Annotated in this window: 21 protein-coding genes, 1 tRNA gene and 1 other RNA gene; 11 read left to right on the top strand and 12 right to left on the bottom strand. The window is 72.6% G+C overall.

Going from position 1 to position 24,971, the window contains the following annotated elements:
- Positions 1 to 155: 155 nt before the first annotated feature.
- Positions 156 to 1,430, bottom strand: coding sequence for a M56 family metallopeptidase (locus BCD49_RS19780; RefSeq protein ID WP_071041764.1), 1,275 nt, complete (start codon positions 1,428 to 1,430; stop codon positions 156 to 158).
- A complete protein-coding gene (locus tag BCD49_RS19775; protein ID WP_007513145.1) occupies positions 1,427 to 1,942 on the bottom strand; it encodes a BlaI/MecI/CopY family transcriptional regulator in 516 nt (171 codons plus the stop codon). Before BCD49_RS19775 ends, BCD49_RS19780 begins: the two co-directional genes overlap by 4 nt.
- Before the next feature lie 217 nt (positions 1,943 to 2,159).
- Between BCD49_RS19775 and BCD49_RS19770 the strand changes: the two genes are divergently transcribed.
- From BCD49_RS19770 to BCD49_RS19755, 4 genes are all read left to right on the top strand, one after another.
- Positions 2,160 to 3,047, top strand: coding sequence for a CPBP family intramembrane glutamic endopeptidase (locus BCD49_RS19770; RefSeq protein ID WP_083401568.1), 888 nt, complete (start codon positions 2,160 to 2,162; stop codon positions 3,045 to 3,047).
- A gap of 108 nt (positions 3,048 to 3,155) precedes the next feature.
- Entirely contained in the window at positions 3,156 to 4,823 is a 1,668-nt protein-coding gene (locus tag BCD49_RS19765) for a CYTH and CHAD domain-containing protein (protein ID WP_007513148.1), read from the top strand.
- 84 nt (positions 4,824 to 4,907) lie between these two features.
- Positions 4,908 to 6,149 carry a trans-sulfuration enzyme family protein gene (locus BCD49_RS19760; RefSeq protein WP_007513150.1) on the top strand — a complete coding sequence of 414 codons (1,242 nt, stop codon included), beginning with the start codon at positions 4,908 to 4,910 and terminating at the stop codon, positions 6,147 to 6,149.
- A gap of 448 nt (positions 6,150 to 6,597) precedes the next feature.
- Entirely contained in the window at positions 6,598 to 6,801 is a 204-nt protein-coding gene (locus BCD49_RS19755) for a cold-shock protein (protein ID WP_071041763.1), read from the top strand.
- Positions 6,802 to 7,081: 280 nt separating this feature from the next.
- Here BCD49_RS19755 and BCD49_RS19750 read toward each other — a convergent pair whose 3' ends face one another.
- The 6 genes from BCD49_RS19750 to BCD49_RS19725 all read right to left on the bottom strand — a co-directional run bounded on the left by BCD49_RS19750 (position 7,082) and on the right by BCD49_RS19725 (position 13,646).
- Positions 7,082 to 8,155, bottom strand: coding sequence for an aspartate-semialdehyde dehydrogenase (locus BCD49_RS19750; protein WP_007513154.1), 1,074 nt, complete (start codon positions 8,153 to 8,155; stop codon positions 7,082 to 7,084).
- 172 nt (positions 8,156 to 8,327) lie between these two features.
- Positions 8,328 to 9,596, bottom strand: coding sequence for an aspartate kinase (locus BCD49_RS19745; RefSeq protein WP_007513156.1), 1,269 nt, complete (start codon positions 9,594 to 9,596; stop codon positions 8,328 to 8,330).
- Between the two features lie 128 nt (positions 9,597 to 9,724).
- Positions 9,725 to 10,330, bottom strand: coding sequence for a response regulator transcription factor (locus BCD49_RS19740; protein WP_007513158.1), 606 nt, complete (start codon positions 10,328 to 10,330; stop codon positions 9,725 to 9,727).
- A complete protein-coding gene (locus BCD49_RS19735) occupies positions 10,327 to 11,721 on the bottom strand; it encodes a sensor histidine kinase (protein WP_007513160.1) in 1,395 nt (464 codons plus the stop codon). Before BCD49_RS19735 ends, BCD49_RS19740 begins: the two co-directional genes overlap by 4 nt.
- 30 nt (positions 11,722 to 11,751) lie before the next feature.
- Positions 11,752 to 12,498: an ABC transporter permease gene (locus BCD49_RS19730; RefSeq protein ID WP_007513162.1), complete on the bottom strand. Its 747-nt coding sequence runs from the start codon at positions 12,496 to 12,498 to the stop codon at positions 11,752 to 11,754.
- Positions 12,495 to 13,646, bottom strand: coding sequence for an ABC transporter ATP-binding protein (locus BCD49_RS19725; protein WP_007513163.1), 1,152 nt, complete (start codon positions 13,644 to 13,646; stop codon positions 12,495 to 12,497). Before BCD49_RS19725 ends, BCD49_RS19730 begins: the two co-directional genes overlap by 4 nt.
- A 382-nt stretch (positions 13,647 to 14,028) precedes the next feature.
- On the opposite strand from BCD49_RS19725, the gene BCD49_RS19720 reads away from it, so the two are divergent.
- Positions 14,029 to 14,613 carry a TerD family protein gene (locus tag BCD49_RS19720; RefSeq protein ID WP_007513165.1) on the top strand — a complete coding sequence of 195 codons (585 nt, stop codon included), beginning with the start codon at positions 14,029 to 14,031 and terminating at the stop codon, positions 14,611 to 14,613.
- A gap of 374 nt (positions 14,614 to 14,987) precedes the next feature.
- Positions 14,988 to 16,010 (top strand): zinc-binding alcohol dehydrogenase family protein, encoded by a 1,023-nt coding sequence (locus BCD49_RS19715; RefSeq protein ID WP_027140262.1) that lies wholly within the window; start codon positions 14,988 to 14,990, stop codon positions 16,008 to 16,010.
- A gap of 36 nt (positions 16,011 to 16,046) precedes the next feature.
- On the opposite strand, the gene BCD49_RS19710 is transcribed toward BCD49_RS19715, so the two are convergent.
- Positions 16,047 to 16,508, bottom strand: a complete 462-nt coding sequence (locus BCD49_RS19710) for a hypothetical protein (protein ID WP_007513168.1) — start codon at positions 16,506 to 16,508, stop codon at positions 16,047 to 16,049.
- Between the two features lie 323 nt (positions 16,509 to 16,831).
- Here BCD49_RS19710 and BCD49_RS19705 point away from each other — a divergent pair, with 323 nt between their 5' ends.
- Positions 16,832 to 17,497, top strand: coding sequence for a hypothetical protein (locus tag BCD49_RS19705; protein ID WP_007513170.1), 666 nt, complete (start codon positions 16,832 to 16,834; stop codon positions 17,495 to 17,497).
- 34 nt (positions 17,498 to 17,531) lie between these two features.
- Here the strand turns inward: BCD49_RS19705 and recR are convergent, their stop codons facing one another.
- Both recR and BCD49_RS19695 read right to left on the bottom strand, forming a co-directional pair.
- A complete protein-coding gene (gene recR, locus BCD49_RS19700) occupies positions 17,532 to 18,131 on the bottom strand; it encodes a recombination mediator RecR (protein WP_007513172.1) in 600 nt (199 codons plus the stop codon).
- An 81-nt stretch (positions 18,132 to 18,212) separates the two neighbouring features.
- A complete protein-coding gene (locus BCD49_RS19695) occupies positions 18,213 to 18,626 on the bottom strand; it encodes a YbaB/EbfC family nucleoid-associated protein (RefSeq protein ID WP_007513174.1) in 414 nt (137 codons plus the stop codon).
- Between BCD49_RS19695 and BCD49_RS19690 the strand changes: the two genes are divergently transcribed.
- Positions 18,625 to 19,107: a hypothetical protein gene (locus BCD49_RS19690; RefSeq protein ID WP_158072953.1), complete on the top strand. Its 483-nt coding sequence runs from the start codon at positions 18,625 to 18,627 to the stop codon at positions 19,105 to 19,107. The genes BCD49_RS19695 and BCD49_RS19690 overlap by 2 nt on opposite strands.
- A gap of 147 nt (positions 19,108 to 19,254) precedes the next feature.
- On the opposite strand, the gene BCD49_RS19685 is transcribed toward BCD49_RS19690, so the two are convergent.
- Positions 19,255 to 19,339, bottom strand: a tRNA-Ser gene (locus tag BCD49_RS19685).
- A gap of 127 nt (positions 19,340 to 19,466) precedes the next feature.
- On the opposite strand from BCD49_RS19685, the gene ffs reads away from it, so the two are divergent.
- From ffs to BCD49_RS19665, 3 genes are all read left to right on the top strand, one after another.
- An RNA gene (ffs, locus tag BCD49_RS19680) (signal recognition particle sRNA small type) lies at positions 19,467 to 19,563 on the top strand.
- 632 nt (positions 19,564 to 20,195) lie between these two features.
- Complete coding sequence (locus BCD49_RS19670; RefSeq protein WP_071041762.1) at positions 20,196 to 22,523, top strand: DNA polymerase III subunit gamma and tau; 2,328 nt, start codon at positions 20,196 to 20,198, stop codon at positions 22,521 to 22,523.
- 766 nt (positions 22,524 to 23,289) lie between these two features.
- Positions 23,290 to 24,675, top strand: a complete 1,386-nt coding sequence (locus BCD49_RS19665; protein WP_007519209.1) for a pyridoxal phosphate-dependent decarboxylase family protein — start codon at positions 23,290 to 23,292, stop codon at positions 24,673 to 24,675.
- Positions 24,676 to 24,971 lie beyond the last annotated feature (296 nt).

Genomic DNA, 24,971 nt, shown 5'->3' with positions numbered 1-24,971 from the left:
GTCCTCCGTCGGGCGCTGCCGCCGCGCGCTGCGGGCAGCGGTCATCGCCGGCCGAGACCGGGCAGGGTCGGGCGGGCGGGGAATGGCCACAACCACTGGCCGTGCCGCGCCCGTGCGCCAGCGCTGGGCTGGGGCGAGGCGGGCGGGGCGGAGCGTCAGAGTGTGAGCAGCAGCAGGATCGGCGTCGCGAGGATGGTGACCGCCGCGGCGTAGGCGGCGGCCGGCTGCCACCAGGGGACGGCCGGTGGTTCCAGCTGCCGGACGATGCGCGCGATCACCGGCGACCGTGACGGCGGATGCGCGCTCCCGGCGCCCGCGAGCGTCGTGGCGTCGGGGGACTGCCGGTCCGGCGGCGCGGCGGTCGCCGCGGAGGCCGCAGACGCCGAAGATGYGGCCACGGTGGTGCCGTCGGCCGTCTGACGCGCGGCGCCGCCACGACTGGGAACCCCCGCGCCGCTGTCGGCGGAGTGCCCCCCGCGGATCCCGAGGGTGCCGGCGGGAACCAGGCCCCGGGTCACGCCCAGCTGGGCGAGCGCTCGGGCGAGCACCTTCCCGTTCGTGCGGCGGGCGGCGGCGTCGTCGGCGAGCATCTCGACGAGCAGCGAGACCGCCGCCGTCGCCTCCCAGGCCGGACGAAGGAACGGGAAGGTCTGCTGCCAGGCGATGAACGGCTGGATGACCAGGTCGTGGCGGCCGGTGACATGCGCGTCCTCGTGCGCGAGCACGGCCTTCAGCTCACGCGGCTCAAGCGTGGTGAGCAGCCCGCGGGACACCACCACCCGGGCCTGCCGGACACCGGGGACGCAGTAGGCGACCGCCACCGGGTGATCGAGAATGCGCAGCCCCACATGGCCGCACAGCTCGCACTGAGCCTGCTCGTCGGCGCCCGCGCGGGCCGGCTCGGGTCGGGATGGCTGCGGGCGGACCACGGCGAGCGGGGTCCAGTCGTGGATCCGGCGGGAACGGCCGGCGCGGGCCTGGGCCGGAGCGCCGAGGTGGCCGTGCGACCGCGCCCGGCAGGACGTCGGGGGATGCTCCCGGCCGGTGAGATCGACGAGGTGCCGGTGGCGGTGCCGGTGGCGCAGGGTGGCGTAGGTGGACGAGGCGAGCACGCCGAACAACCGGCCGGCCAGCGCCGCGACGGTCACCAGGCCGACGATGCTCAGCCAGTCGAGCCCGGACAGCGGGCGACCGGCCGCGATGTTACGCGCGTGGTTGGCGATCGCCCGCGGCGTCGACCCGGACAACGGCGCGACCGTGAACGCGACGGCCGCCAGCAGCGCCGACACACCGCCGGCAAGCCCGACGGCCTGCCACAGCACGATCGCCGCCCTGGGGCAGCCGTGCGTCCAGCGGGCACCCGCGAGCAGCCGCGGCACCGGCCATGCCAGCACCGCGGCGAACAGCGCGAGAGCGGCCGCCGTCGTCATGTCGACGCAACGTTACCGCCGCCTGCCTTATCGGGCGACGATGACGAATCGAGTTCGCCTGTCCGAGTGTCGGTGACCGCGCCGGAGGCTCCATCACGGAACGTCGCTCTGTCGGAGTACGCGCCGTCACCGGCATCGACCAGCGTGGGCACCTCCGCGTCGGCCGGTAGCGCGAGCGCCCGGCGCAGGATCTCCGCCTCCTCGGCCGAGACCGCCCCGACGAAGCGGACCAGCGCCGAGCCACGGTCGTCGGCCGTGCCCAGCGCCTCGAGCATCGCCTCGGCGACGACCGCCTCGCGGGCGTCGGACGCCCGGTAGCGGTGCGCGCGGGCGGCCCGCTGGCGGCGCACGAAGCCCTTCTTCTCGAGCCGCTCGAGGACCGTGAGGACGGTCGTGTACGCGAGGTCTCGCTCGTGCTGCAGCCGGGCCGCGACCTCTCGCGCCGTCAGCCAGCCCTCGGAGTCCCACAACACATCCATGACCGAGCGTTCTAGGTCTCCCAGGCGCGCCATGATCCCAATTTTACGCCGTGTAGAAGATTGGGTGCCGCCGAACCGGGAGGCTGGCCGGCGGGATCTCGTGGCAACCGGCCGACAGCGCCGCCGGCGCCGGCGGTTGGCGGGGCGTGGGGTGAGCTGAGCCCCGTGCCCGCGCGCTAAGCCCCGCCTCAGGCGGGTGGGCTACGGTCCGGGAATGCGGCCAGGGATACGTCCTCGGGCGGGCGCACCGGTGGCTACCGGCACACCGTCGGTTCCGTCGGTTACGAATGCCCCCGGGGCCGTGGCCATCGTCACCGGCACCGACGCCGACACCAGCACCGACCGCGCGGATGCCTCACCGGCCGGCCCGGCCGGTGAGGAGGCCCTCGGTCGGCGTGGGCTGGTGGTCGAGATCTGGCTGCTGCTCGGGGTATCGCTCGGGATGTCGGGGCTGTTCGCCTTCATCCGCTACATCGGGTCGGTGACGAGCGGCCCGGTCCGCGGCCAGGTGGCGCTCCTCAACGGGTCCGCGGCGCCGGGCCGGCCGTGGCTGGACCTGGCGCTCCAGCTCGCCGGGCTGCTCAATGCCATCGTCCCGGCGTTCCTGGCCATCCACCTGTTGGTCCGCCATGGCGGCGGCGCCCGGGCGATCGGGCTGGACCGCCGCCGCCCGGGCCGCGACCTGGCGTTCGGCGCAGCCCTCGCCGCCGCCGTCGGCGGTACGGGCCTGGGCTTCTACCTTCTGGCCTGGCACAGCGKGGCGAACCTGACCGTCGCGCCCTCGGGGCTGCCGGACGTGTGGTGGCGGATCCCGGTGCTGCTGGCCTCCGCGCTGCAGAACGCGGTGACCGAGGAGGTCATCGTCGCTGGATACCTGCTGGTCCGGCTGCGCGAGCTCGGCTGGGGCGACCGGCGCTCGCTCGCCGCCAGTGCCCTGCTGCGCGGCTCATACCATCTCTACCAGGGCCTCGGCGGCTTCTTCGGCAACGTCGCGATGGGCGTGCTGTTCGGCCGGATCTTCCAGCGACGCGGTCGAGTAGTGCCGCTGATCGTGGCACACACGCTGATCGATTCGGTGGCGTTCGTCGGGTATGTGGCGTTGGCGGGATCCGTCTCCTGGCTGCCAACTCCTGGATAACAATAGGGGAACAAACGGCAAACTGAGGTTGTTGCCCTACGTGCGGTTCGACGACTGGGCGGTCCTGCCGGTCGTTGGCCGTGGGCAGGCGCTCGGAAAGGGGACGGCGTGGGCGGTCAGCTGGAGATCGAGCGCAAGTTCGCCGTCGGGGCGGACTTCGTGCTGCCCTCCCTGGAAGAGGCGGCCCGCGATGTCGGCGTCGCGGCGGTGACGGAGCCGGAGACGTTCACCCAGGAAGCCATCTACTACGACTCCGAGGACCTGCGGCTCGCCCAGGCCAAGGTGACGTTGCGCCGCCGGACCGGGGGTACCGACGACGGCTGGCACCTGAAGCTGCCGGCCGGCGCTGGCGCGCGCGAGGAGATCCACCGTCCGCTGTCGGCCAGCGAGCCGGACGAGCGAGGCATGGCGCACTGCGTGCCACCGGCCGACCTGCTCGACATCGTGTTCCTGCAGCTGCGCGGCGCGCGGGTCAACCCGGTCGCCCGACTGGTCACCACCCGCGGTGCCACCCGGCTGCTGGACGCGGCCGGCGAGCCGTTGGCGGAGGTCGTCGACGACCGCGTCCATGCCCAGACGCTGGGCGAGCGAGCCGTCCTGACCCAGTGGCGCGAGATCGAGGTCGAGCTGCTCGCCCAGATTCCCAACGGGGCGGGCCCGACTGCCGGCACCTCGGGGGCCAAATCGGCCGGCGCGAAGGCGCCGCTCGGCGGCGCCGCCGGGGCGCGGCTGCTCGACGAGGTGGAGGCGGCCCTGCGCGCGGCCGGGGCGACGGACGCGCCGCACGGCTCCAAGCTCGCCCATGTGCTCAGCCTGGCCAACACCGCGCCGCCCGCGCCGGCCCCGAGCCCGTCGACGGCGTTGCCGGCTCGCCGCCGGCGGCGAGCCCACCTCGCCGCCGGCGAGGTGCTGCGCGCCTACCTGTCCGAGCAGGTGGACGCGCTGCTCGCCGCCGACCCGCGGGTGCGGATGGACGAGCCGGACGCGGTGCACAAGATGCGAGTGGCCACCCGCCGGATGCGCAGCACGCTGCGCACGTTCGCGCCGCTGTTCCCGGCCGACCTGGTGGGTCATCTCGACCGCGAGCTCGGCGACCTCGCGGCGGCCCTGTCCGGCGCCCGCGACAGCGAGGTTCAGCTGGAGTACTTCGACGGCCGGCTCGCGGCACTGCCGCCCGACCTCGTCCGCGGCCCCGTCGAGGAGAGCCTGGCCCGGCATCTCAAGGCCGGCATGTCCCAGGGCAGGGACGAGGCGCTCGCCGCGCTGCGCGGCGAGCGTTACCTCGTGCTGCTGGTCGACCTCGCCGACCTGGTGCGCGCGCCGCTGGCGGGGCGAGCACGGCGGCCGGCGGCGACCGAGCTGCGCGAGCTGGTCCGGGCAGCCGACCACAGGCTCGTCCGCAAGATCGCGAAGGCGGCGGCCACTCCGGCCGGCCATGACCGCGATGTGCTGCTCCACTCCGCGCGCAAGCAGGCCAAGCGGCTGCGTTACGCCGGTGAGGCGATCACGCCGGTCTTCGGCGCGGACGCCAAGACACTCGCCCGGATCTCCTCGGAGGCGCAGGAGCTGCTCGGCACCCACCAGGACGCCACCGTGGCCGCCGGGCTGCTGCGGTCCTGGGGGATTTCGGCCCAGGAGGCCGGCGAGCCGACGGCGTTCACCTACGGCCTGCTGCTCGGCCTGGAGGAGTTGCGGGCGCGCCTCGCCGAGCGGGACTTCTTCGACGCCTGGCCGTCTCTCTCGGACAGCCGCCACCGCCGCTGGCTGAAGGGGTAGCTTCCCGGTGAGTTCTGCCGCCCTGGGCAGGATGGCACCGAAATCGGGTCGCGGCCTGGCCGACGGGCCGGGCAGGCTGTGGCCATGACCGGCGAACAACGGAATTCCGAACAGCGCAACCCCCGGCGGCGGAACCCCGAACCGGCCGCGGCCAGGAACTGGGCGGACATCACCCGGCTGATCCACCCGGACTGGCACGACGACCCGATCGGCGAGCCGCTCAACCCGCCGATCTTCCAGACCAGCACCTACCGGCTGCCAGCGGACGAGCGGGCCGCCGAGGTCGCGAGCGCCGTCAGCCCGGCGCGGTTCTACACCCGCTACGGCTCGCCCAACGCCCGGGCCTGCGAGGAGATGCTGCGCGAACTCGACGGCGCCGAGGCCGCGCTCCTCGTCGGCAGCGGGATGGCGGCGGTCAGCGCCGCACTGCTGTCGAACGTCTCCCAGGGCGACCACGTCGTGGCCCAGACCCAGCACTACACCGCGTCGCTCACCCTGCTGACGGACGTGCTGCCGCGCTTCGGCGTCGAGGTGAGCCTGGTCGAGCAGTCGGACCCGGCGGCGCTCGCGGCGGCGGTCACCGACCGGACCAGGGTCGTCTACACCGAGACGCCGAGCAACCCGAGCCTGGTCCTCACCGATCTCGCCGCGGCGGCCCGCGCGGCCCACGACCACGGCGCATTGATGATCACGGACAACACGTTCGCGTCGCCCTTCAACACCCGCCCGATCGAGCTCGGCGCCGACCTCGTCGTCCAGTCGGCGACGAAGTACCTCGGGGGGCACAGCGACGTCACCGCGGGCGTGGTGACGGGCCGCGCCGACCTGATGGAGGCGGCCTGGCAGACCGCCCGGGTCTTCGGCCCGGTCTGCCATCCCTTCGAAGCCTGGCTGCTGGCCCGCGGCCTGCGTACCTTCCCGCTGCGGCTGGCGCGGCAGAACTCGTCCGCGCAGGTCGTCGCCGAGTTCCTCGCCGGCCACCCCGCCGTCGAGGCGGTGCACTACCCGGGGCTGGTCGACCATCCGCAGCACGAGCTCGCCCGCCGGCAGATGACCGGGTTCGGCGGCATGCTCAGCTTCGTCGTGCGGGGCGGGTTCGAGGCGGCCCAGGGCGTGCTGCGCGGGGTCGACCTGTTCGTCAACGCGGTCAGCCTCGGGGGCGTCGAGAGCCTGATCACGCACCCGGCGACCCTGGTGTTCTCCCACCAGACCCCTGACGAGATCGCGGCGGCCGGCGTCGATCTTGGCCTACTGCGCCTGTCCATCGGGCTGGAGGAACCCGCCGATCTGATCGCCGATCTCGCGCGGGCGCTGCCCGGCCAGTAGCTGCCAGGGCTGGCTTTCGGCCCCTCGCCCGGTGTCCCGACGAAGTGCCGGCGGAACGAAGTGCCACACGGCTGTGGAGACCAATGGCGCCATGCGCGCACACTGGACTATAATGGGTGACCTATATCACCTTTCGGTCGGTGGCTGGTTTGTGTCGCGGCGTGTCGTTTCGTCATGCCGGCGCGCGGTCTCGACCGATTGGGGCGGATGCGATATGGGCATCCGCGCGCGCGTGGGCGTCGGCTTGTTACCGACGGATGAAGTGGGACTTCCTGGGCTGGAGGCCTCCCGCGCGCGCCCGTCGACGTGTACCGTCGAGGCTGGCTACAGTTCGGTTGTGTCTCAACCGAGACGCCGCGGAACTGAGCCGGTGATGAATGTGTCGCCGGCAATTGGCCCGGGGTCCGCGCGGTGCGGGCCCTGACTGCACCAGCAGGGAGAACGGCACGTGGCTCAGGGCACGGTCAAGTGGTTCAACTCGGAAAAGGGCTTCGGCTTCATCTCTGTGGACGGCGGCGGCTCCGACGTCTTCGTCCACTACAGCGCGATCGACATGGACGGCTACAAGTYCCTCGAGGAGGGCCAGCGGGTCGAGTTCCAGGTGACCCAGGGTCAGAAGGGGCCRCAGGCCGACGCTGTCCACGCCATCTGAGCCACGCAGACCTTGACACGGGCCACCACGGTCGCCGCCTTCGGCAGCCTCCCGGTGGCCCGCTCTGCATATCGCTTCGGGGGTGACCCCGGACCCCACCGTCGGGCTTTGCTCGACCTAGGGCTCAGTCTTTGACCACGATCAGCCCGCCTTCCCCCGGGGAGGCGGGCTGATCGCATTTCGCGGTGGCTTCGGCGCTTGCGCCGCCCGGGCGCGCAGAAGGGCCCCCGGTATTTGTATTCGCAACCGTTGTCCGGTAAGCCGCCGCGCCAGGCGGGAGTTAGCTCAAGCCGCGGGCGACGAGGGTCTCGGCGATCTGCAAGGTGTTCAGGGCTGCGCCCTTGCGGAGGTTGTCGCCACACACGAAAAGCGCTACCTCGTTCGGGTCGTCCGGCGACTGGCGGATTCGGCCCACCCAGGTGGGGTCGGTGCCGACGACGTCCGCCGGCGTCGGGAACTCGCCGTTCGCTGGGTCGTCGACGACGGCCACCCCGGGGGCGCTGGTGAGCACGGCGCGGGCCTCGGCGGCGCTGACCGGGCGGGTGAACCGGGCGTGCACCGCCACCGCGTGGGTGGTGATGACCGGAACCCGCACGCAGGTCGTCGAGACGCGCAGGCTCGGCAGTCCGAGGATCTTGCGCGACTCGTTGCGGATCTTCATCTCCTCGGACGACCAGCCGCCGTCCTTGAGTGAGCCGGCCCAGGGGACCACGTTGAGCGCGAGCGGAGCCGGGAACGGCCCGAGGGCGTCCTCACCGAGGGCCTTGCGCACGTCGCCGGCGGCCTGGCCGAGGTCGCGGCGGCCGCCGACGACGGCCAGCTGGTCATAGAGCGCGTCGATGCCGGCCTGCCCGGCGCCGCTGGCCGCCTGGTAGGACGTGGCGAACAGCGACTCGAGGCCGAACTCGCGGTGCAGCGCGCCGACGGCGACGATCATCGACAGCGTCGTGCAGTTCGGGTTGGCGATGATCCCGCGTGGCGTGTCCGCGAGCGCGTCGGCGTTGACCTCCGGGACGATCAGCGGCACGTCCGCGTCCATCCGGAACGCGCCGGAGTTGTCGACGGCGATCGCTCCGCGCTCGGCGGCGACCGGTGCCCACTGGGCGGAGACCTCGTCGGGCACGTCGAACATCGCGATGTCGACACCGTCGAAGACCTCGGGCGCGAGCGCCTGGACGACCACGTCCTCGCCGCGTACCCGCAGCGTCCGCCCCGCCGAGCGGGCGGAGGCGATCAGGCGAATCTCACCCCAGATGTCCGGGCGCTCGTCCAGCAGCGACAGCATGACGGTGCCCACGGCTCCGGTCGCGCCAACGATGGCAAGGGTAGGACGGCGCACAATCTCGTCGGCCACGGCCGAAGTTCCTCTCCATATGGGCTTGCTCTTGCTGAAGTCAGGCGAGGGGCCCCGGGGTCCCTGCCGGATCGCGAAGCGATCTGGGAGGTCTGCGATCTGCCTGCCTACCCGTGATCAACGCCGAGCGTCCGGTATGCGTTCACCCGTGCATGGGCAGATCGGTGGGAAGCTAGCGGCCGGTGCCGGCGTAGACGATGGCCTGGTTGTCGGGGTCGCCGAGCTCGAAGGCGTCGTGGACCGCCCGGACGGCGCCCGGCAGGTCGGTGTCGCGGACGACGACCGAGATCCGGATCTCGGAGGTCGAGATGATCTCGACGTTCACACCCGAGTCCGCGAGCGCGCCGAAGAACCGGGCGGACACACCGGGATGCGACTTCATCCCCGCGCCGATCAGCGACAGCTTGCCGATGTGGTCGTCGTACAGGGTCTTCTCGAAGCCGATCTCCTCGCGCACCTTGTCGAGCGCGGCCAGCGCGATGCGGCCGTCCGTCTTCGGCAGCGTGAACGAGATGTCCGTGCGGCCGCTGCCGGCGACCGAGCCGACCTGGACGATCATGTCGAGGTTGACGTCCGAGTTCGCGACGGCGCGGAACACAGCCGCCGCGACCCCGGGCTTGTCCGGGCAGCCGACGACCGTCACCTTCGCCTCGCTGTTGTCGTGCGCGACGCCGCGGATGATGGCCTGTTCCACGAGTTCAGCCTCCGGAATGTCGATGACCCAGGTTCCCGGCTTCGTCGCGAACGACGAGCGGACATGGACGGGAACGCTGTAGCGGCGGGCGTACTCGACGCAGCGCAGCATGAGGACCTTGGCGCCGCTGGCGGCGAGCTCGAGCATCTCCTCGTAGGAGAGCGTGTCGATCTTCCGCGCGTTCGGCACGATCCGCGGGTCGGCGGTGAAGACGCCGTCCACGTCGGTGTAGATCTCGCAGACGTCGGCGTGCAGCGCGGCGGCCAGCGCGACCGCGGTGGTGTCCGAGCCGCCGCGGCCGAGCGTCGTGATGTCCTTGGTGTCCTGGCTGACGCCCTGGAAACCGGCGACGATCGCGATCGCGCCCTCGTCGAGCGCGGTGCGGATCCGGCCGGGGGTGACGTCGATGATCCGCGCCTTGCCGTGCGTGCCCGTCGTGATCACTCCGGCCTGCGAGCCGGTGAACGAGCGCGCCTCGGCACCCAGGTTGGAGATCGCCATCGCCAGCAGCGCCATCGAGATGCGCTCGCCCGAGGTCAGCAGCATGTCCAGCTCACGGGGCGGCGGCAGCGGGGACACCTGCTCGGCGAGCTCGAGCAGCTCGTCGGTCGTGTCACCCATCGCGCTCACGACGACGCACACATCGTTACCCTCGCGGCGCTGCTCGACGACCCGCTCGGCCACCCTTTTGATCTTGTCGGCGTCCGCAACGGAGGAGCCGCCGAACTTCGCCACCACCAGCGCCATGCCCTCAGGCTACAGAGTGCGGCCACCGTTCCCGACTCGTTTTTCGCCCTCCGTCGCCACGTCACCGGCTCCCGGCGTGGCCTCGCCGGTCTCGCGGCGCCGACGGCCGCCAGCCGCATCGGCGCTGGTCAGAGCCAGCCGGACTCCTCGGCGGCCCGGAGTGCCTCCATGCGGTTGCGGGCTCCGGTCTTGGCGATCGCGGCGGACAGGTAGTTGCGGACGGTGCCCTCGGACAGGAACAGCCGGCCGGCGATGTCGGCCACGGTCGCCCCGTCGCGCGCCGCGACGAGGACGTCGCGCTCGCGGGCGGTGAGCGGGCTAGGACCGGTGGCGAGCGTCGCGGCGGCGAGCGTCGGGTCGACGACCCGCTCGCCCCGGGAGACCCGGCGCACCGCCTCCGCGAGCGCGTCCGGCGGCGCGTCCTTGACGACGAAGCCCAGCGCCCCGGCCTCCATCGCCCGGCGCAGGTAGCCAGCCCTCCCGAAGGTGGTCACGATGAGCACCCGGCTGGCCGGCCGAGCGGCGCGCACCGCGCCAGCGGCGGCCAGCCCGTCGATTCCGGGCATCTCGACGTCCATCAGCACGACGTCCGGCAGCAGCTCCCTGACGGCCGCGACGACCTCGTCGCCGCGGCCGACCTGCCCGACGATCTCGATGTCGTCCTCCAGCGACAGCAACGCGGCCAGCGCCCCGCGGACCAGGTGCTGGTCGTCGGCGAGCAGCACGCGGATCACGCCGGCACCACCGCGCGCAGCCGGAAGCCTCCGCCCTCCCCTGTCGCGTCACCCGCCGCGCCCGCCGCCGGCGCGCCGGACGCGACGTCGGCATCGGCGCCCGCGTCTGCATCCGCGTCGTTCGACGTGGGCCGAGCGGGGCCGGTCTCCAGCCGCCCGCCCGCCGCGGCGACCCGCTCGGCGAGCCCCTCGAGCCCATGGCCGGGGGCGCCCCGCTCCGCGCGGGTCCCCGTCCCCGTCCGAGCGGACGGCACGAGGGCCGCCGGAGCAGCCAGGCCGGCCGGGTCGGCCACGCCAGCCGGGCCGGCGGTGGCGCCCCGTGGCAGGGGGCCGCGACCGTCGTCGACGACCTCGATGGACCTGTCCGTCAGCGCCACCTGGACGGATCGCGCGCCGCTGTGCCGCACGACGTTGGTCACTCCCTCCCGCAACACCCAGCCGAACAGCTCGCTCAGCTCGGCCGGAACCTGCTCGACGGCCGCAGGCAGCTCCGCGTCGATGCCCGCGGCGCGCAGCACCTCCCGCGCGGAGGCCACCTCGCCGGCCAGGCTCACCGGCCGGTAGCCGGCCAGCGCCGCCCGCACGTCGGCGAGCCCCTCCCGGCCGAGCGCCGCCACCTGCGCCATCTCGGCCGCCGCCCGGCCCGGGTCGCGGCCGACGATCCGGGACGCGAGCTCGGCCTTGACCGTGATCGTCGTCAACGCGTGCCCCAGCAGATCGTGCATGTCCCGGCTGATCCGCAGCCGCTCCTGCTCCTTGGCCAGCCGCTCGATCTCCCGCCGGGCCTGGAACAGCTCGATCTGGTGCCGCGTCCCGGTCCGCATCACGTAGAGAGCGAAGACCACGAGCATGATCGGCCCGGAGAGCGACCACTGCTCGCCGTGCACGTCCCAGCTCGGGACGTACTGCGGCAGCCAGGTGACCGCCGCCGCCATCGCCAGGATGATCGGCAGTCCGATCACCGGGAGCAGCAGCATGGCGAAGGCGACGGAGTCGAAGACCGGCATCACCAGCCCGCTGCGGCCCAGCACGACCAGGTAGACAACGGTGATACCGGGCATCCCGACCAGCACCGTCGCCTGATAGCGCCGCGGCCCGCCGAACATCGCCCGGGGAAGCGGGCCGACGTAGAGGTAGGCGAACGCGGCCAGCAGGATCAGCCCGAGCGCTATCCGCGGCGGCCGGTCATTCGCGAACAGGTCGCCGACCGAGTATCCGAGGTAGACCARCCAGATCGCCGCGGTGCGCCGCCACCGGCCGACGCCGGCCTCACGCCCGAGCGCGTTCTCCCCCCGGATCGGCTCCAGGAAGAACCGCCGGACCACCGCGAGCGTGTCCTGCGACGGCTCACCCGCCGTCTGGCCCATCGCCATGCTGGTACCCGTCACCACGCTCGTCGCCTCGATCGTCGTCCTGCGCTGTCAGGCTCGCAGCTGGTCACGGGAGTAGGCCCGGGCCGCGAGCCGGCCGAAAACAACGGTCCATACCGCCAGGATGACCAGACCGCGCCAGCCGAGCCAACTACCGGCGATCACCTCGCGGCCGGCGTCGGCCGTCCAGTACACCGGCAGCGCCTTCGCGATCCCGGCCATCCAGTCCGGGAACTGCTCGACCGGTACCCACACGCCGCCGGCAAGCGCGAGCAGCGAGGAGACCGCGCCGGACAGCTGCGCCGCGTTGTCGGCGCGCAGCAGGTAGCCCAGCCAGATCCCGAACGCGGCCAACGGCACCATGCCGATCAGTACCCACAGGCCGACGACGAAGTATGTGTGCACTGCCAGCTTGGCGCGGCCGAGCGCGCCCGCCTCGACGAACACCACGACCAGCGCGGGCAGCGCCAGCGTGAACGAGGTGAGCACCTTGGTGAGCAGATAGTGGCCACCGGTGAGCGCGGTCAGCCGCAGCTGGCGGCTCCAGCCACCCGTGCGCTCCAGCGCGATCCGCCCGGCGGTGCCGACGACGGACACCATCGCGCCGAAGGTCGCCATGCTGACCATGACGTACGGGCCAACGGTGATGTCGCCGAGCTGGTCGCCGGCGTCGCTCGAGGTGAAGGCGGCGAACATGATGAAGGGAAACGTCACGCTGAAGATCAGGAAGCGTGGGTTGCGCCAGATCCGGCCTATCTCGAACCGGGTGTAGCGGGCGGTCAGCAGGGCCGGGTTCATCGCGAGGTCTCCTTGGCCCATTCCTGAGATGCCCATTCCTGACGTGCCGACGCCTGGGGCGGCGCGGCCTGGGGCGGCGCGGCGTGGTCCGTGGGGGCGCTGGTGAGGGCGACGAAGGCGTCCTCCAGGCCGGCGCCGGTGATCTCGATGTCCCGGACGTCCGGGGCGGCGGCGAGCAGCGCCCGCAGTGCCCGGTCGCTGTCGGCGCACGCCAGCTCGATCGTCTCGCCGCGAGCCTCGGCCCTGGTGACTCCGGGCAGCGGCCCGAACGTCGCGAGCCGGCCCGTCTCGGCGCCGGGCAGCGTCGCGCGGATCGTCCGGCCGCCGACCTGCGCCTTCACCTCGGTCGTGGGACCGTCCACGACGACCTCGCCCGCGCGCAGCAGCACGATCCGGTCGGCGAAGTCGTCGGCCTCGGCCAGGTAATGGGTCGCGAACAGCACGGTGCGCCCCTCGGCGGCCCATTCCCGCGTCGCCGCCCAGAACGCGAGCCGCGCGGCCACGTCCATCGCCGCCGTCGGCTCGTCCAGCACCAGCAGGGCGGGATCGGGCAGCAGCGCGGCCGCGAAGCGGACCCGCTGACGCTGGCCGCCGGAGAGCCGCTCGGTGCGGGTACCGGCCAGGTCGGCCGCGCCCGCGCGGCGCAGCACCTCGGCGGTGGGCAGCGGGTGCGGGTAGAGCCCGCGCAGCGCGTCGAGCACCGCGCCGACCGTCGCGTACGGGAGCAGGCCCCCGTTCTGCAGCATCGCGCCGACCAGCCCGTTCGCGCAGGCCTGCCGCGGCTCCTGGCCGAACAGGCTGACCGTGCCGCGGTCGGGCCTGGTCAGGCCCAGCAGGATGTCGATGGCGGTGGACTTGCCGGCACCGTTCGGGCCGAGCAACGCGACGACCTGGCCGGCGGGGACGGTCAGGCTCACCCCGGCCACCGCCTTCGTCGCCCCATAGCCCCGGTGGACGCCGTCGAGCACGATCGGCGCTGCGCCGGGAGACCTCGGCGCGGCGGGCGCGGCCGGCGCGGCCGGCGTCGGGGATGACCTCGCGGATGGCCTGGTGGTGGTCGCGGGGGATGGCGCCGCGGGGCCGGTGCCGCGGGCCCGGCGGGTGGCGCGCTCGTCTCGCGGCGGCCGCGACGCGTTGAATCTGGGCATGCCAGCAGGGTGCTGCCCAGGGCGATCCTCGCGTCAGTCATGACCGTCACGACCCCGCCATGACATCCGTCATCTCGCTGATCGGCCGCGCGCTGGGGCCTGCGCGCTAGGGCCTGTGCGCTGGGCCTGCTCGGTGGGCCCTCGCGGGACGGGCACCCCGCTCGTCCCGCGATGGTGCGTTCGTTGCCGAGTCCGTGCTGTTTCGGTGTTGTTGCGTCGTCGAACACGCCCAGGGGTGGCCCCGACGGCCGGTTGCGGTGTCCGGCGCGCGACGGGCCGGCTGATCGGTCGGACGAATTGTGCGAAGGTGTTCGCGACCAGCGCTGCTCACTGTCATGGCCGTCGATGCTTGTGGAATAGATCGGCCAGGAAGGACTCATACATGGCCATCAGCCTCGCCAAGGGCGGCAACGTCAGCCTGACGAAGACGGCGGCTGACGCCGGCAACCCGCAGCTCACGACGCTCACCGTCGGCCTCGGCTGGGATGCCCGCACCACCACCGGAACCGAGTTCGACCTCGACGCGTCGGCCATCGCCGTCAGCGAGAGCAACAAGGTCGTCTCGGACGGGCATTTCGTCTTCTTCAACAACCTGAAGTCGCCCGATGGCGCGATCGAGCTGTCCGGCGACAACCGGACCGGCGAGGGCGAGGGCGACGACGAGTCGGTCGTCATCAACCTCGGTCTCGTCCCGGCCGACGCTGCCAAGATCGTCGTCCCGGTGTCCATCTACGACGCCGTCAACCGGGCCCAGAACTTCGGCCAGGTCCGCAACGCCTACATCCGCGTCGTGGACCAGAACGGCACCGAGCTCGTCCGCTACGACCTGTCCGAGGACTACTCGACCGAGACGGTCGTCATCTTCGGTGAGGTGTACCGCAACGGCGCCGACTGGAAGTTCCGCGCTGTCGGCCAGGGCCACAACGACCTCGCCGGTCTCGCGCGCGACTACGGGGTCAACGTCTGAGCCCCTCGGGGTAGCCCTCGGAGGTCGCCTCGCCCGGCCGCCCGGCGCTTGAACGCCGCACGTCGGGCGCCAGGCGCCAGGCGTCCTTTGCGCTCGTTCCGGGTCGGTCCAGAGGCATTGGGCCGACCCGGGCCGCGTCGCCGCTAGGCGTTGATCGTCGTTTCCGTCCTCCCGCGGTCGTTCGCGGGGCCGGCTGACGACCATCGAAGAGCACAAACGGCGATCACGCCGCTGGTGGCCGGTGGCGTTTCGGCGCGCGGTCGGCCTGGGTGGCGGCCGGGTGTGTCGTGGTGCTGTACCGGCGAACCGAGGCTTGGCGGGACAGGCAGCGGGGGCGGTGGGAGTCTTCGGGCATGGCCGCGGGCGCGAACATGATGGTGGGCTGGCAGGTGGCGAAGCCGGGGCCGGCGGCCACGGGGCCGCTGCGTCAGGTCGAACTGCCGGTGCCCGAGCCTGGCCATGGTCAGGTCCGGCTGCGCGTGCTCGCCTGTGGGGTGTGCCGGACGGACCTGCATCTGGCCGAGGGTGACCTGACACCTCGCCGTCCGTTCACCATCCCGGGTCACGAGGTCGTCGGCCGGCTGGACGCGGTTGGGCCCGGCGTCGACGTCGAGGCCCACTGGCCGGGGCTGGGGCCGGACGGGCGGCTGGGCATCGCCTGGCTGGCCGGCACGGACGGCACCTGCGGTTACTGCCGCCGTGGCGCGGAGAACCTCTGCCCGGCGTCCACCTACACCGGCTGGGACGTCGACGGCGGCTATGCGCAGTACGCCGTCGTGAACGCTGACTATGCCTACCTGCTCCCGGCTGGCTATGACGACGGTGAGCTCGCGCCCCTGCTGTGCGCCGGGATCGTCGGCTACCGGGCGTTGCGGCGCGCCGAGCTGCCGCCGGGCGGACGGCTCGGCATCTACGGCTTCGGCGCCTCCGCGCATCTTGCCGCCCAGGTGGCGCTCGCCGAGGGCGCCACTGTGCACGTGATGACGCGCTCGGCGGACGCCCAACGGCTGGCGGTGGCGCTGGGTGCCTCTTCCGTCACCGGCGCCTACGACGCCCCGCCCGAGCCGCTGGACGCGGCGGTGCTGTTCGCGCCGGTCGGCGACCTGGTGCCGGTCGCGCTCGAGGCGCTCGACCGCGGCGGCACCCTGTCGACCGCCGGGATCCACCTTTCGGACGTCCCGACGTTGAACTACCAGCGCCACCTGTTCCAAGAGCGCTCGATGCGCAGCACCACCGCGAACACCCGGGCCGACGGCACCGAGTTCCTGGAGATCGCCGCCCGTCACCGGCTGGAGGTGACCGTGACGCCCTACCCGCTCGCCGTCGCCGACCGTGCCCTGGCGGACCTCGCCGCCGACCGCGTCACCGGCGCCGCGGTCCTCTTCCCCGACCTCTGATCCTCGCCCACGTGATCCTCGCCCCCGTCGCCGTCATCAGTCGGTCCGTTGAGCGCGGGTGGACCAGGTTCGCAGGGTGAGCGTGCCGATCGCCGTGAGCGCGGCGGCGGTGGCGACCTCGCGGGGGAGGCGGTGGCGGGCCTCGTTCTGGATCGCCTCGTGGAAACGGTCGAATCGAACCGGCCAAGGGCTGCGGCCGACGAAGAAGCGGCCGATCTTGTCGGTGTCCGGCAGGCAGGCACCCGTCATCCCGGCAAGCACGCCGAGCCGGACGGCCGCCGGCGCCGACGCGGTCAACAGCGCCATCGCGGCGAGCCCCGCGACGCCGTCCTTCTTCGCGATCGGCAGCCATTCCGACTCGGTGTTCGGGCCCGTGCCCCAATGCGGCAGCGCGTCCATCACGAGGTGGGACACGAAGCCCGCGGCAAGCGCCGCCCCCGGCCGGCGGATGGCCATGCCGACCAGAGCGCCCGCTCCGACGTGCGAACTTATGATCATCTGGTGTACCCGCTCCTGACAGGACCGGTCGGGTCCGGCTCGCGTTCCACGTTCCACGTTCCACGCTGCCATCCGGCCACCGGCGCACCACGACCGGGGGTGGGCATCCGATCGACGTTTCGGCATGGCTCTGACGGGTTATCGAATGTCGGGATAGCTCCCGAGATGTACTCGTATTGCGATGCGTAAGGGGCGGATGGCAGACTGTCCACCGGTGGAAACGGAGCGTGGTTCACGCTGGACACGGGCATCCCGGGCCGCCTGGCTGGACTGATCGCCCGTTCCAGGGCCGCGGTGGCGGATGGCTGGAGGAGGCGCTGGGCGTGATCGGCCTGACCCAGTCGTGGATCCTCATCCACAATGTCACTCCCACTCGGATGCTCCGCATGCTGCCCGTGCGCGCGAGCCTCACCGGAGCGGCTCCCCGCGCTCCGGTGTTGCCMGGCCTGGCCCCCGGTGCTGTCGTGTCGGTCGCCTGGCGGCTCGATGGAGCCGGCCAGGTGGTCGGCGCGTTGCTGCCGCCGGGGCACCCGACCGGCGGCCCGCTGGGTGCGCGAGTCCTCGCCGGGGAGGGAATCTGGCCGGCGACGATGTGGCCCGCCGGTCAGGAGATCTCCCGAGAAAGCTCGCTGATCGAGCTGACAGCGGAGTCGGCTCGCCTGGTGGTGCACGCCTCCGGCCAGGAGATCGCCGGCACGGTCGATCAGCCTGGCCGACCGCGGGCCGCCCACCCGCCATTGCGCAGGCTCGTGACTGACCTGCGCCGCGACAACCGGCAGGTGCGCATCAGAGCGGCCGACAGGGTCTGGTGGCTGCGAGCGGCGGGTGTCTTCGGGGTGCGGGTCAGCCGCGGTGGCCAGCCGGTCTACCTGACCCGTGGCATGGTCGGGCACTTCTCCGTGGAGGCGGACGAGCTGGACATCAGCGTTGTTCTGCTGACGCTATCGGCGATTCCCAGCTCCACCTACGCGCCAGTCCTCGGCTTCTAGCCTCGCTGGCGGCCGTCAGGGGGAGCGGCGGCCGTCAGGGGGAGACGGTGCGGCGGCCCTCGAAGGCGCGGCCCAGGGTTACCTCGTCCGCCCATTCCAGGTCGCCGCCCATCGGCAGCCCGCTCGCCAGCCGGGAAACGGTCAGGCCCATCGGGGCGATCTGGCGGGCGAGGTAGCTCGCGGTGACCTCACCCTCGGTGTTCGGGTCGGTTGCCAGGATCAGCTCGGTCACCGAGCCGTCGGCCAGCCGCGCGATCAGCTCGCGGATGTGCAGGTCGTCGGGGCCAACGCCGCCGATCGGGTTGATCGCCCCGCCCAGCACGTGGTACCGGCCGCGGAACTCACGGGTGCGCTCGACCGCGACGACGTCCTTCGACTCCTCGACGACACAGATCACCGTCGTGTCGCGGCGCGGGTCGGAGCAGATCCGGCACAGCTCGGCCTGGGCCACGTTGAAGCAGATCCGGCAGAACCGGACCTTGTCCTTGACCTCGAGGAGCGCCTTGGCGAGCCGGCGGACGTCTGCCGGGTCGGCGGCGAGAACGTGGAACGCGATGCGCTGGGCGCTCTTCGGCCCGATCCCGGGAAGCATCCCGAGCTCGTCGATCAGGTCCTGGACGACGCCTTCATACACGTTTGCCTTACCGTCCCGCGCCGTCAGCGCCGTCAGTCCAGAAACCCATCAGGCCACGATGTCGTGAGCCGAGCTGTGCCGTCAGCCGAGCTGCGGAAAGCCGCCCGGCATCCCTGGCAGCCCGCCACCGGGGCCGCCTAGGCCTCCGAGCACGTCGCCCAGGCCGCCGGTGGCCGCCGCCATCTTCTGCTCGGCCAGCTTGTGCGCGTTCGTCGTGGCGTCACGCACCGCGGCCAGCACCAGGTCGGCGAGGGTCTCGGTGTCGTCCGGGTCCACGGCCTGCGGGCTGATCTTCAGGTCGACCAGCTCGCCGCCGCCGTTCACGGTCGCGGTGACCAGCCCGCCACTCGCGCTGCCCTCGACACGGGCCTCCGCCAGCTCCCGCTGCGCGGTGACCATCGCGGCCTGCATCTTCTGCGCCTGCTCGAAGAGCGCCCCGAAGCCACCGGCCGCGTCGCCGCCGAGCCCGCCGAACGGCTCCCCAGGATTCGACATGACCATGATCCTACGTCCGCCGCGAGGAGTATCCGTGCCCACACCAGGGGCCGCCGCCTATGCGGATGGTGCGGAGGCCGGGGAAGCCCTGGCGGTGGGGCTCGCCGACCTCACCGGCCGTCACGACAGCGCGTCGGCCATCCGATGGGCGACGGTCAGTGAGGGCGTGCCGCCACCTTCCGACCGCGTGGGGCTTCCCGAGGACGTCCGCCCGTTTCGGAACGATCCTTTCAAGATCAGTCAGACGCTACGCGCCGCCGGTGACGCGCAACGTCTGACTGATCTTGAGTCCGATGGTGCCGGCGACGTGCCCGACCGGGCTGCCATGAGGATCATGGGACGGTCGACGGGCATGCGCCGCCGCTACCAGCACCTCACCGATCCCGTGTTGAAGGACGCGGCGGGCCGGCTCGACCAGCTTCTATGGGAGGCCCGACGTCCAGCGAATCCGCTGAGCGAGACCAAGACTGAGACCAGATGATCCGCGGGCGGGGTGTTTCGCGCAGAGTTGCGACAGAGCCGCGAAGGCGGGCGAAGTCTGGCGTCGAGGATTCCAGGGGGTCGCCCCCCGGCAGGCATGGCGTCCTCCGCGATAGCGAAGGTGCTGCGTACCGAGCAGCCCGCCGAGCGGAGGACGCGGGATTCGAACCCGCGAGGGTGTAAGCCCAACACGCTTTCCAAGCGTGCGCCCTAGGCCACTAGGCGAGTCCTCCGTCGACGAGAGTACCGGATCGTGGGCGTGTCGGGGCCGGCGGGCGGGGCCCGAGCGAGGATCTCCGGGGTGTCTCAGCCCGGGGTGCCCCAGGCGCCAAGATCGGCGCCAGGGGGCTAGACTGCGGAGCAGACCCCTCGTGTGGCGTCATCCTCGTGAACCTCCCCAGGGCCGGAAGGCAGCAAGGATAAGCGGGCTCTGGCGGGTGCGCGAGGGGTCCTCTTGTTCGCCGTCCTTTGGACGGCTTCCCCGGGCTCGTGATGTCTGCCCCGGGGGCGACCCCCGGACCCCCGATGTCGTGCTTCGCGACTTTGAGGCGCGGTTCTGCTGATGTCTGCCTGGGGGGCGACCCCCGGACGCCCGGTGTCGTGCTTCGCGCGACTCTGAGGCGTGACGCGGTGGCTCCGCGGCGCGGCTCCGCCGCTCCGCGGGCGGAGACCGGCGAGGGCGGGGTGGTCTTCGTCGCCGCCGCCGTCCCTGGGATGGCTTCCCGGGTTGGCGAGGGCTGTGCTTTGGAGTGACCCGGGGACTCCCGGTGTCGCGGTTCGCGCGATCCTGGGGGGCGGAGTGGTCCCCGCATCGGTGGGCGCGCGGAGGCGGAGAATGGGCCTGCCCCGTTCCCCTGGCAGTCCAGGCACCGGATCGGGGCAGGTAGTGACGCGGGCTGCGAGGGCGGGTTGGCGAGCGCAGGAGCAAGCTCGCGGAGCCGCCTTCCGAGGGACGAGGAAGGCGGTGGAGTGAGTGCGGCCGGACCTACCAGCAGACCTCCCGGATCGGCTTCGCCGATCCGGCAGGGACCCCGGACTACGCAAGCTTCATCAATCCGGCAGGAACCCCGGGAGTGAGCTCGAGACACTGTGAGCACAGCGCTGTACAACCGGTACCGGCCCGCGATGTTCAGCCAGGTCGTCGGGCAGGAGCATGTGACGTCGGCGCTGATGCAGGCGCTGCGGACCGGCCGGCTGCACCATGCCTATCTGTTCAGCGGCCCGCGCGGCTGCGGGAAGACCTCGTCGGCGCGGATCCTCGCCGCCTCGCTCAACTGCGAGCAGGGGCCGACGCCTGAACCGTGTGGCGTGTGCGACCAGTGCGTGTCCATCCGGACCGGCTCGTCGATGGACGTCACCGAGATCGACGCCGCCTCGCACGGCCTCGTGGACGACGCTCGTGACCTGCGGGAACGCGCGTTCTTCGCGCCGGCCTCGGCCCGGTTCAAGGTCTTCGTGGTGGACGAGGCGCACATGGTGACCGCCGCGGCGTTCAACGCGCTGCTCAAGGTCGTCGAGGAGCCGCCACCCTACCTGAAGTTCATCTTCGCGACGACCGAGCCGGACAAGGTGATCGCCACCATCCGGTCCAGGACGCATCACTACGCCTTCCGGCTGGTGCCGCCTGGGGTGCTGCGCGATCATCTGGCCTCGATATGCGCCCAGGAAGGCGCCGAGATCGACCCGTCGGTGCTCCCGCTGGTGGTCCGCGCTGGCGCCGGCTCGGTGCGCGACTCGCTGTCGGTGCTCGATCAGCTGCTGGCGGGCGCCGGTCCCGAGGGACTGCGCTACGAGCGGGCGGTCGCGCTGCTCGGGATGACCGACGGGGTGCTGCTCGACGAGGCCGTCGACGCGCTCGCCGCCCGCGACGGGGCGACGCTGTTCACCGTGGTCGACAAGGTCGTGGGGTCGGGGCACGACCCGCGCCGCTTCACCGCGGACCTGCTGGAGCGGCTGCGCGACCTCATTCTGATCAATGCGGTGCCCGACGCGGTCGAGCGCGGCCTCCTCGACGCCTTCTCGTCCGACCAGATCGACCGGATGAAGGCCCAGGCTGGCAGGGTCGGCCCGGCGGAGCTGTCGCGGACCGCCGACGTGCTGCACGCCGGCCTGGCGGAGATGCGCGGGACGGCGAGTCCCCGGCTGCTCCTCGAGCTCGTCCTGGCCAGGGCGTTGCTGCCGGGCGCGGCGACGGACCAGGCCGCCATGCTCGTCCGCCTGGAACGGCTGGAGCGCGGCTTGGCCGCGGGTGTCCCGGCCGCCGCGGGCGCCCCGGCCTTGGCGGCTCCCGCGGCCGCGGCGCCCCGGACGGCCGCCCCCGCCCCCGCTTCTGCCCCCGCCCCCGCGGCCGAGTCCCCGGCGCCGGCCCTCGCCGGGCGGCAGTCGCCGCCTCCGCCGGTCCCTCAGCCAGCGCGACCAGCACAGCCCCCAGCCCCAGCCCCGCCCGCGGCCGCGGCCGGGGCGGGCGGCGGGACTGATGGTGGCGGYGGGGCTGAGGCGGCAGCCGTGCGCGCCAGGTGGGACCAGGTGCTCGCGGCGACACGGCGTCGCAGAGTGGTGACGGCGAGCCTCCTGGTAGAGCACGTCAGTGTGCTCGACGTCCGGTCGAACGAGGTGTTTCTCGCGCTCTCGACGCCCCCGATGGCCAAGGTGTTCAGCCAGGGAAACCACGCCGATGTGCTGGCTGAGGCGCTCACCGAGACGTTCGGCGGCGCGTGGCGGGTGACCATCGGCGAGCCCGGCGCGGGCGGTGGGCGTCCCGGCGCCGGCGGCGCCCGGGGCGGGCCGAGTCGACCCGCTGGCCCGCCGACTGGCTACGCATCGACGACCGACGGGCCGGGCCGCCCGACGCCGCCCGCGCCGGCGACGGCCGCCTGGTCGGGCCAGCAGTCGGGCCAGGGAGTCCGCCCGCCGGCCGGGTACGCCGCGCAGCCGCAGCCGTCAGGTGGGTACGGCACCAGCCTTGGGGGTGGGGCGCAGCCGCCCCATCCGGCCGGCATCGCCGGCGGCGCGGGGGGGTTCGCTGGTTCCGCCATCGCCACGGCGGAGCGCGGACCGCTCGGGCCCGGGCTCGGCGGCACCGCGCCAGGCCCCACGTTCGCCCGCCAGGATGCCGGCCCCGGCCTCGCGGCGGCACCTGCCACGGCGGCCGTGACGACGGTCGGCGGCCCCGCGGTCGCAGGCGGGGCCACCATGCCCTCCCGCGCGACGAGCGCGACGAACGTCACGCCCGCGGCGCCCGGCGCGCCCGGGGCCTTCGAGACCCAGGCGGCCGGCGGCGCGAACGACGAACCGTCGCTGGACGACGAGGACGCCCCGACGCATCCGGGCGCGACCCTGTCTGGCGAGGCCGCCGCCGTGGAGCTGCTGAGGGTCGGCCTCGGCGCGACCGTCATGGAGCAGCGCGGCGGCGACTGAGCGGCCGGCGTGTTGTGTCCAGCCGTGTGCCGTCGGTGACCTGCTTGACCTGGACTCGCGTTGGACGGACAGATTGGCATGGTGCACGTCGAATGGGTCCACCGTTCGGACCGACCGAACAAGAAGCGGTGAACAGGGTGACAACGGGCGGCTCGAGTGAGGGCCTGACCGATGTGATGGCGGAGACATCCGGTCGATTCGGCCGCCCACCGAAGCGGGCCTCCGCTGTGATGCCCGCTGACGGCGCGCCGGATCTTTAGGGTAAGTCGGGCGCGGCGCGGTGCCGGTACTTCCCTGCCGCGCGGTGCGTGGCATGCTCTGGCCATGCCGGGCGGAAACTTCGCCGTGACATTCGGTCGGAACCTGATCCGGCGGCGTCGGTCCCAGGGACCGGCGTCCAGAAGTCTTCAACAGGTATTTCGGAGGTTGTCATGAAGCGTGTTGGCATCGTCGTCCTGCTGGTCGCTCTGGCCACTGGTGGTTTCTTCCTGCGTCAGCGCAAGGGCAAGCAGGAGGTCTGACCGATCCTGCCTGACCTGTCCCGCACGGGCGGATTTCGGGCGGATCGCGATACCAGCAGCCATTCGGGTTGGCCTGCGCCGTCCTGATGGTGCTGCCGAGGCCGCCCTGAGGGAACGGGCGGGCGGCGCGGCCGCGCTGCGGCCGCCCGCGGTCGTCGTGCCGTGCCGCTTGTGTCATGTCGCGCCGATGGCGCGCCATGCCATGGGCGGCGTCCGGTGCGCCTGCTCCGGAGCGCGGGAGGACTGTGCACCGCTACGACGACCAGACGGCCGATCTGGCCCGCGCCGTCATCGCGTACGCGCAGGAACGGATGCGGTTCGACCCGGCGCCGCTGGACGCGCCACGGTCGCCGGCCGAGCTCGCCGCGGCCGTGGGAGAGACGGTCACCGCGGACGGCCTCGGTGGCGCCGAGGCGCTGCGCCTCTACGACGAGGTGTTGGCCCGCGCCTGCATCTCCACGGACCATCCGCGCTACCTCTCGTTCATTCCCGCCGCTCCGACCCGGGCGGCCATCCTGTTCGACCTGGTCGTGGGGGCCTCGTCGATCTACGCGGGTAGCTGGCTCGAAGGCGCGGGTGCTGTCTTCGCCGAGAACCAGGCGCTGCGTTGGCTTATCGACCTCGCTGGCCTTCCGGCCGCGGCCGGCGGCGTGTTCGTGCCTGGTGGGACGGTCGGCAACCTCTCCGCGCTGGTCGCCGCCCGGCATGCGGCCCGCGCCCGGTGCGCCGCGGCGGGTATCTCACCGCGGCGGTGGAGCTTTGCCTGCGGGCGGGAGGCTCACTCGTCGCTGGTCGAGGCGGCGCGGGTGATGGACGTCGACATCGTCGACGCGCCTTCCGACGAGCACGGGCGGCTGACCGGCCCCGCGCTCGCGCACGCGCTCGACGGTCTGCCATCCGACCGGCGCGATGGCGTGTTCGCCGTCGTCGCCACCGCCGGTACCACTCAGTTCGGCGTCGTCGACGACCTGCGTGGGCTGGCCGAGGTGGCCCGGGCGTACGGGCTGTGGATGCATGTCGATGGGGCATACGGGCTGGCCGCTCTGGCCGCGCCGTCCGCGAGACATCGGTTCGACGGCCTGGAACTGTGTGATTCCTTCATCGTCGACCCGCACAAGTGGCTCTTCGCGCCGTTCGACGCGTGCGCGCTGATCTATCGCGCTCCGGCGCTCGCCAGGGCCGCCCACACCCAGCAGGCCGGCTACCTGGAGGTGCTCGACGCGCCGGACGTCTGGAACCCCACCGACTACGCGGTGGGGCTGACCAGGCGGGCTCGCGGCCTGCCGTTCTGGTTCTCGCTCGCGGTGCACGGCACCCGTGCCTATGCCGAGGCGATCGAACGCGCCCTCGCCACCGCGACGACCTGCGCGGAACAGATCCGGGCGGCGCCCTACCTGGAGCTCGTCGGCGAGCCCGAGCTGTCGGTGGTGGTGTTTCGCCGGCTGGGCTGGTCCGCGGACGACTATCACGCCTGGTCCGAGCGCCTGCTGCGTGATGGTTTCGCGTTCGTCACGCCGACGGTGCACCAGGGCGAAACGCTCGCCCGTTTCGCGATCGTCTCGCCGCTGACGACTCCGAAGGACACCGCCGAGATTCTCGACACGATGCGCGCCGACCCGTCGCCGTCATGAAAGTAGCCCCCGGGAACCGCGCGACGTCGGGCGGTTCCCGGAGGCTGGCGGTGCGATGAGAACAGGCGCGGCCCGAATACCCGCGTCGACGCTGACGCCGGCCGTGACGGTGCGCATACCCATTCCGCGGCGGCGTCCGGATCGCCACCCCGAAACCTTTGCGGACTGCTCCCGGCCGTGGTCCGGCAGTCATGACGGACGGAGCGGCCGGGTTGGTGCGGGATCAGTCAGGAACACCCGGAGATCGGCGGCCGGCGGGCGACGGAGAAACTCCGCGAAACTCCGTGCCCGCCAGC

Origin of the sequence: Pseudofrankia sp. EUN1h, assembly GCF_001854645.1 — a bacterium.
GTDB classification, from domain to species: domain Bacteria; phylum Actinomycetota; class Actinomycetes; order Frankiales; family Frankiaceae; genus Pseudofrankia; species Pseudofrankia saprophytica.
The sequence above is the reverse complement of the archived record's forward strand: the minus strand, read 5'-3'. Positions and strand labels throughout refer to the sequence as shown.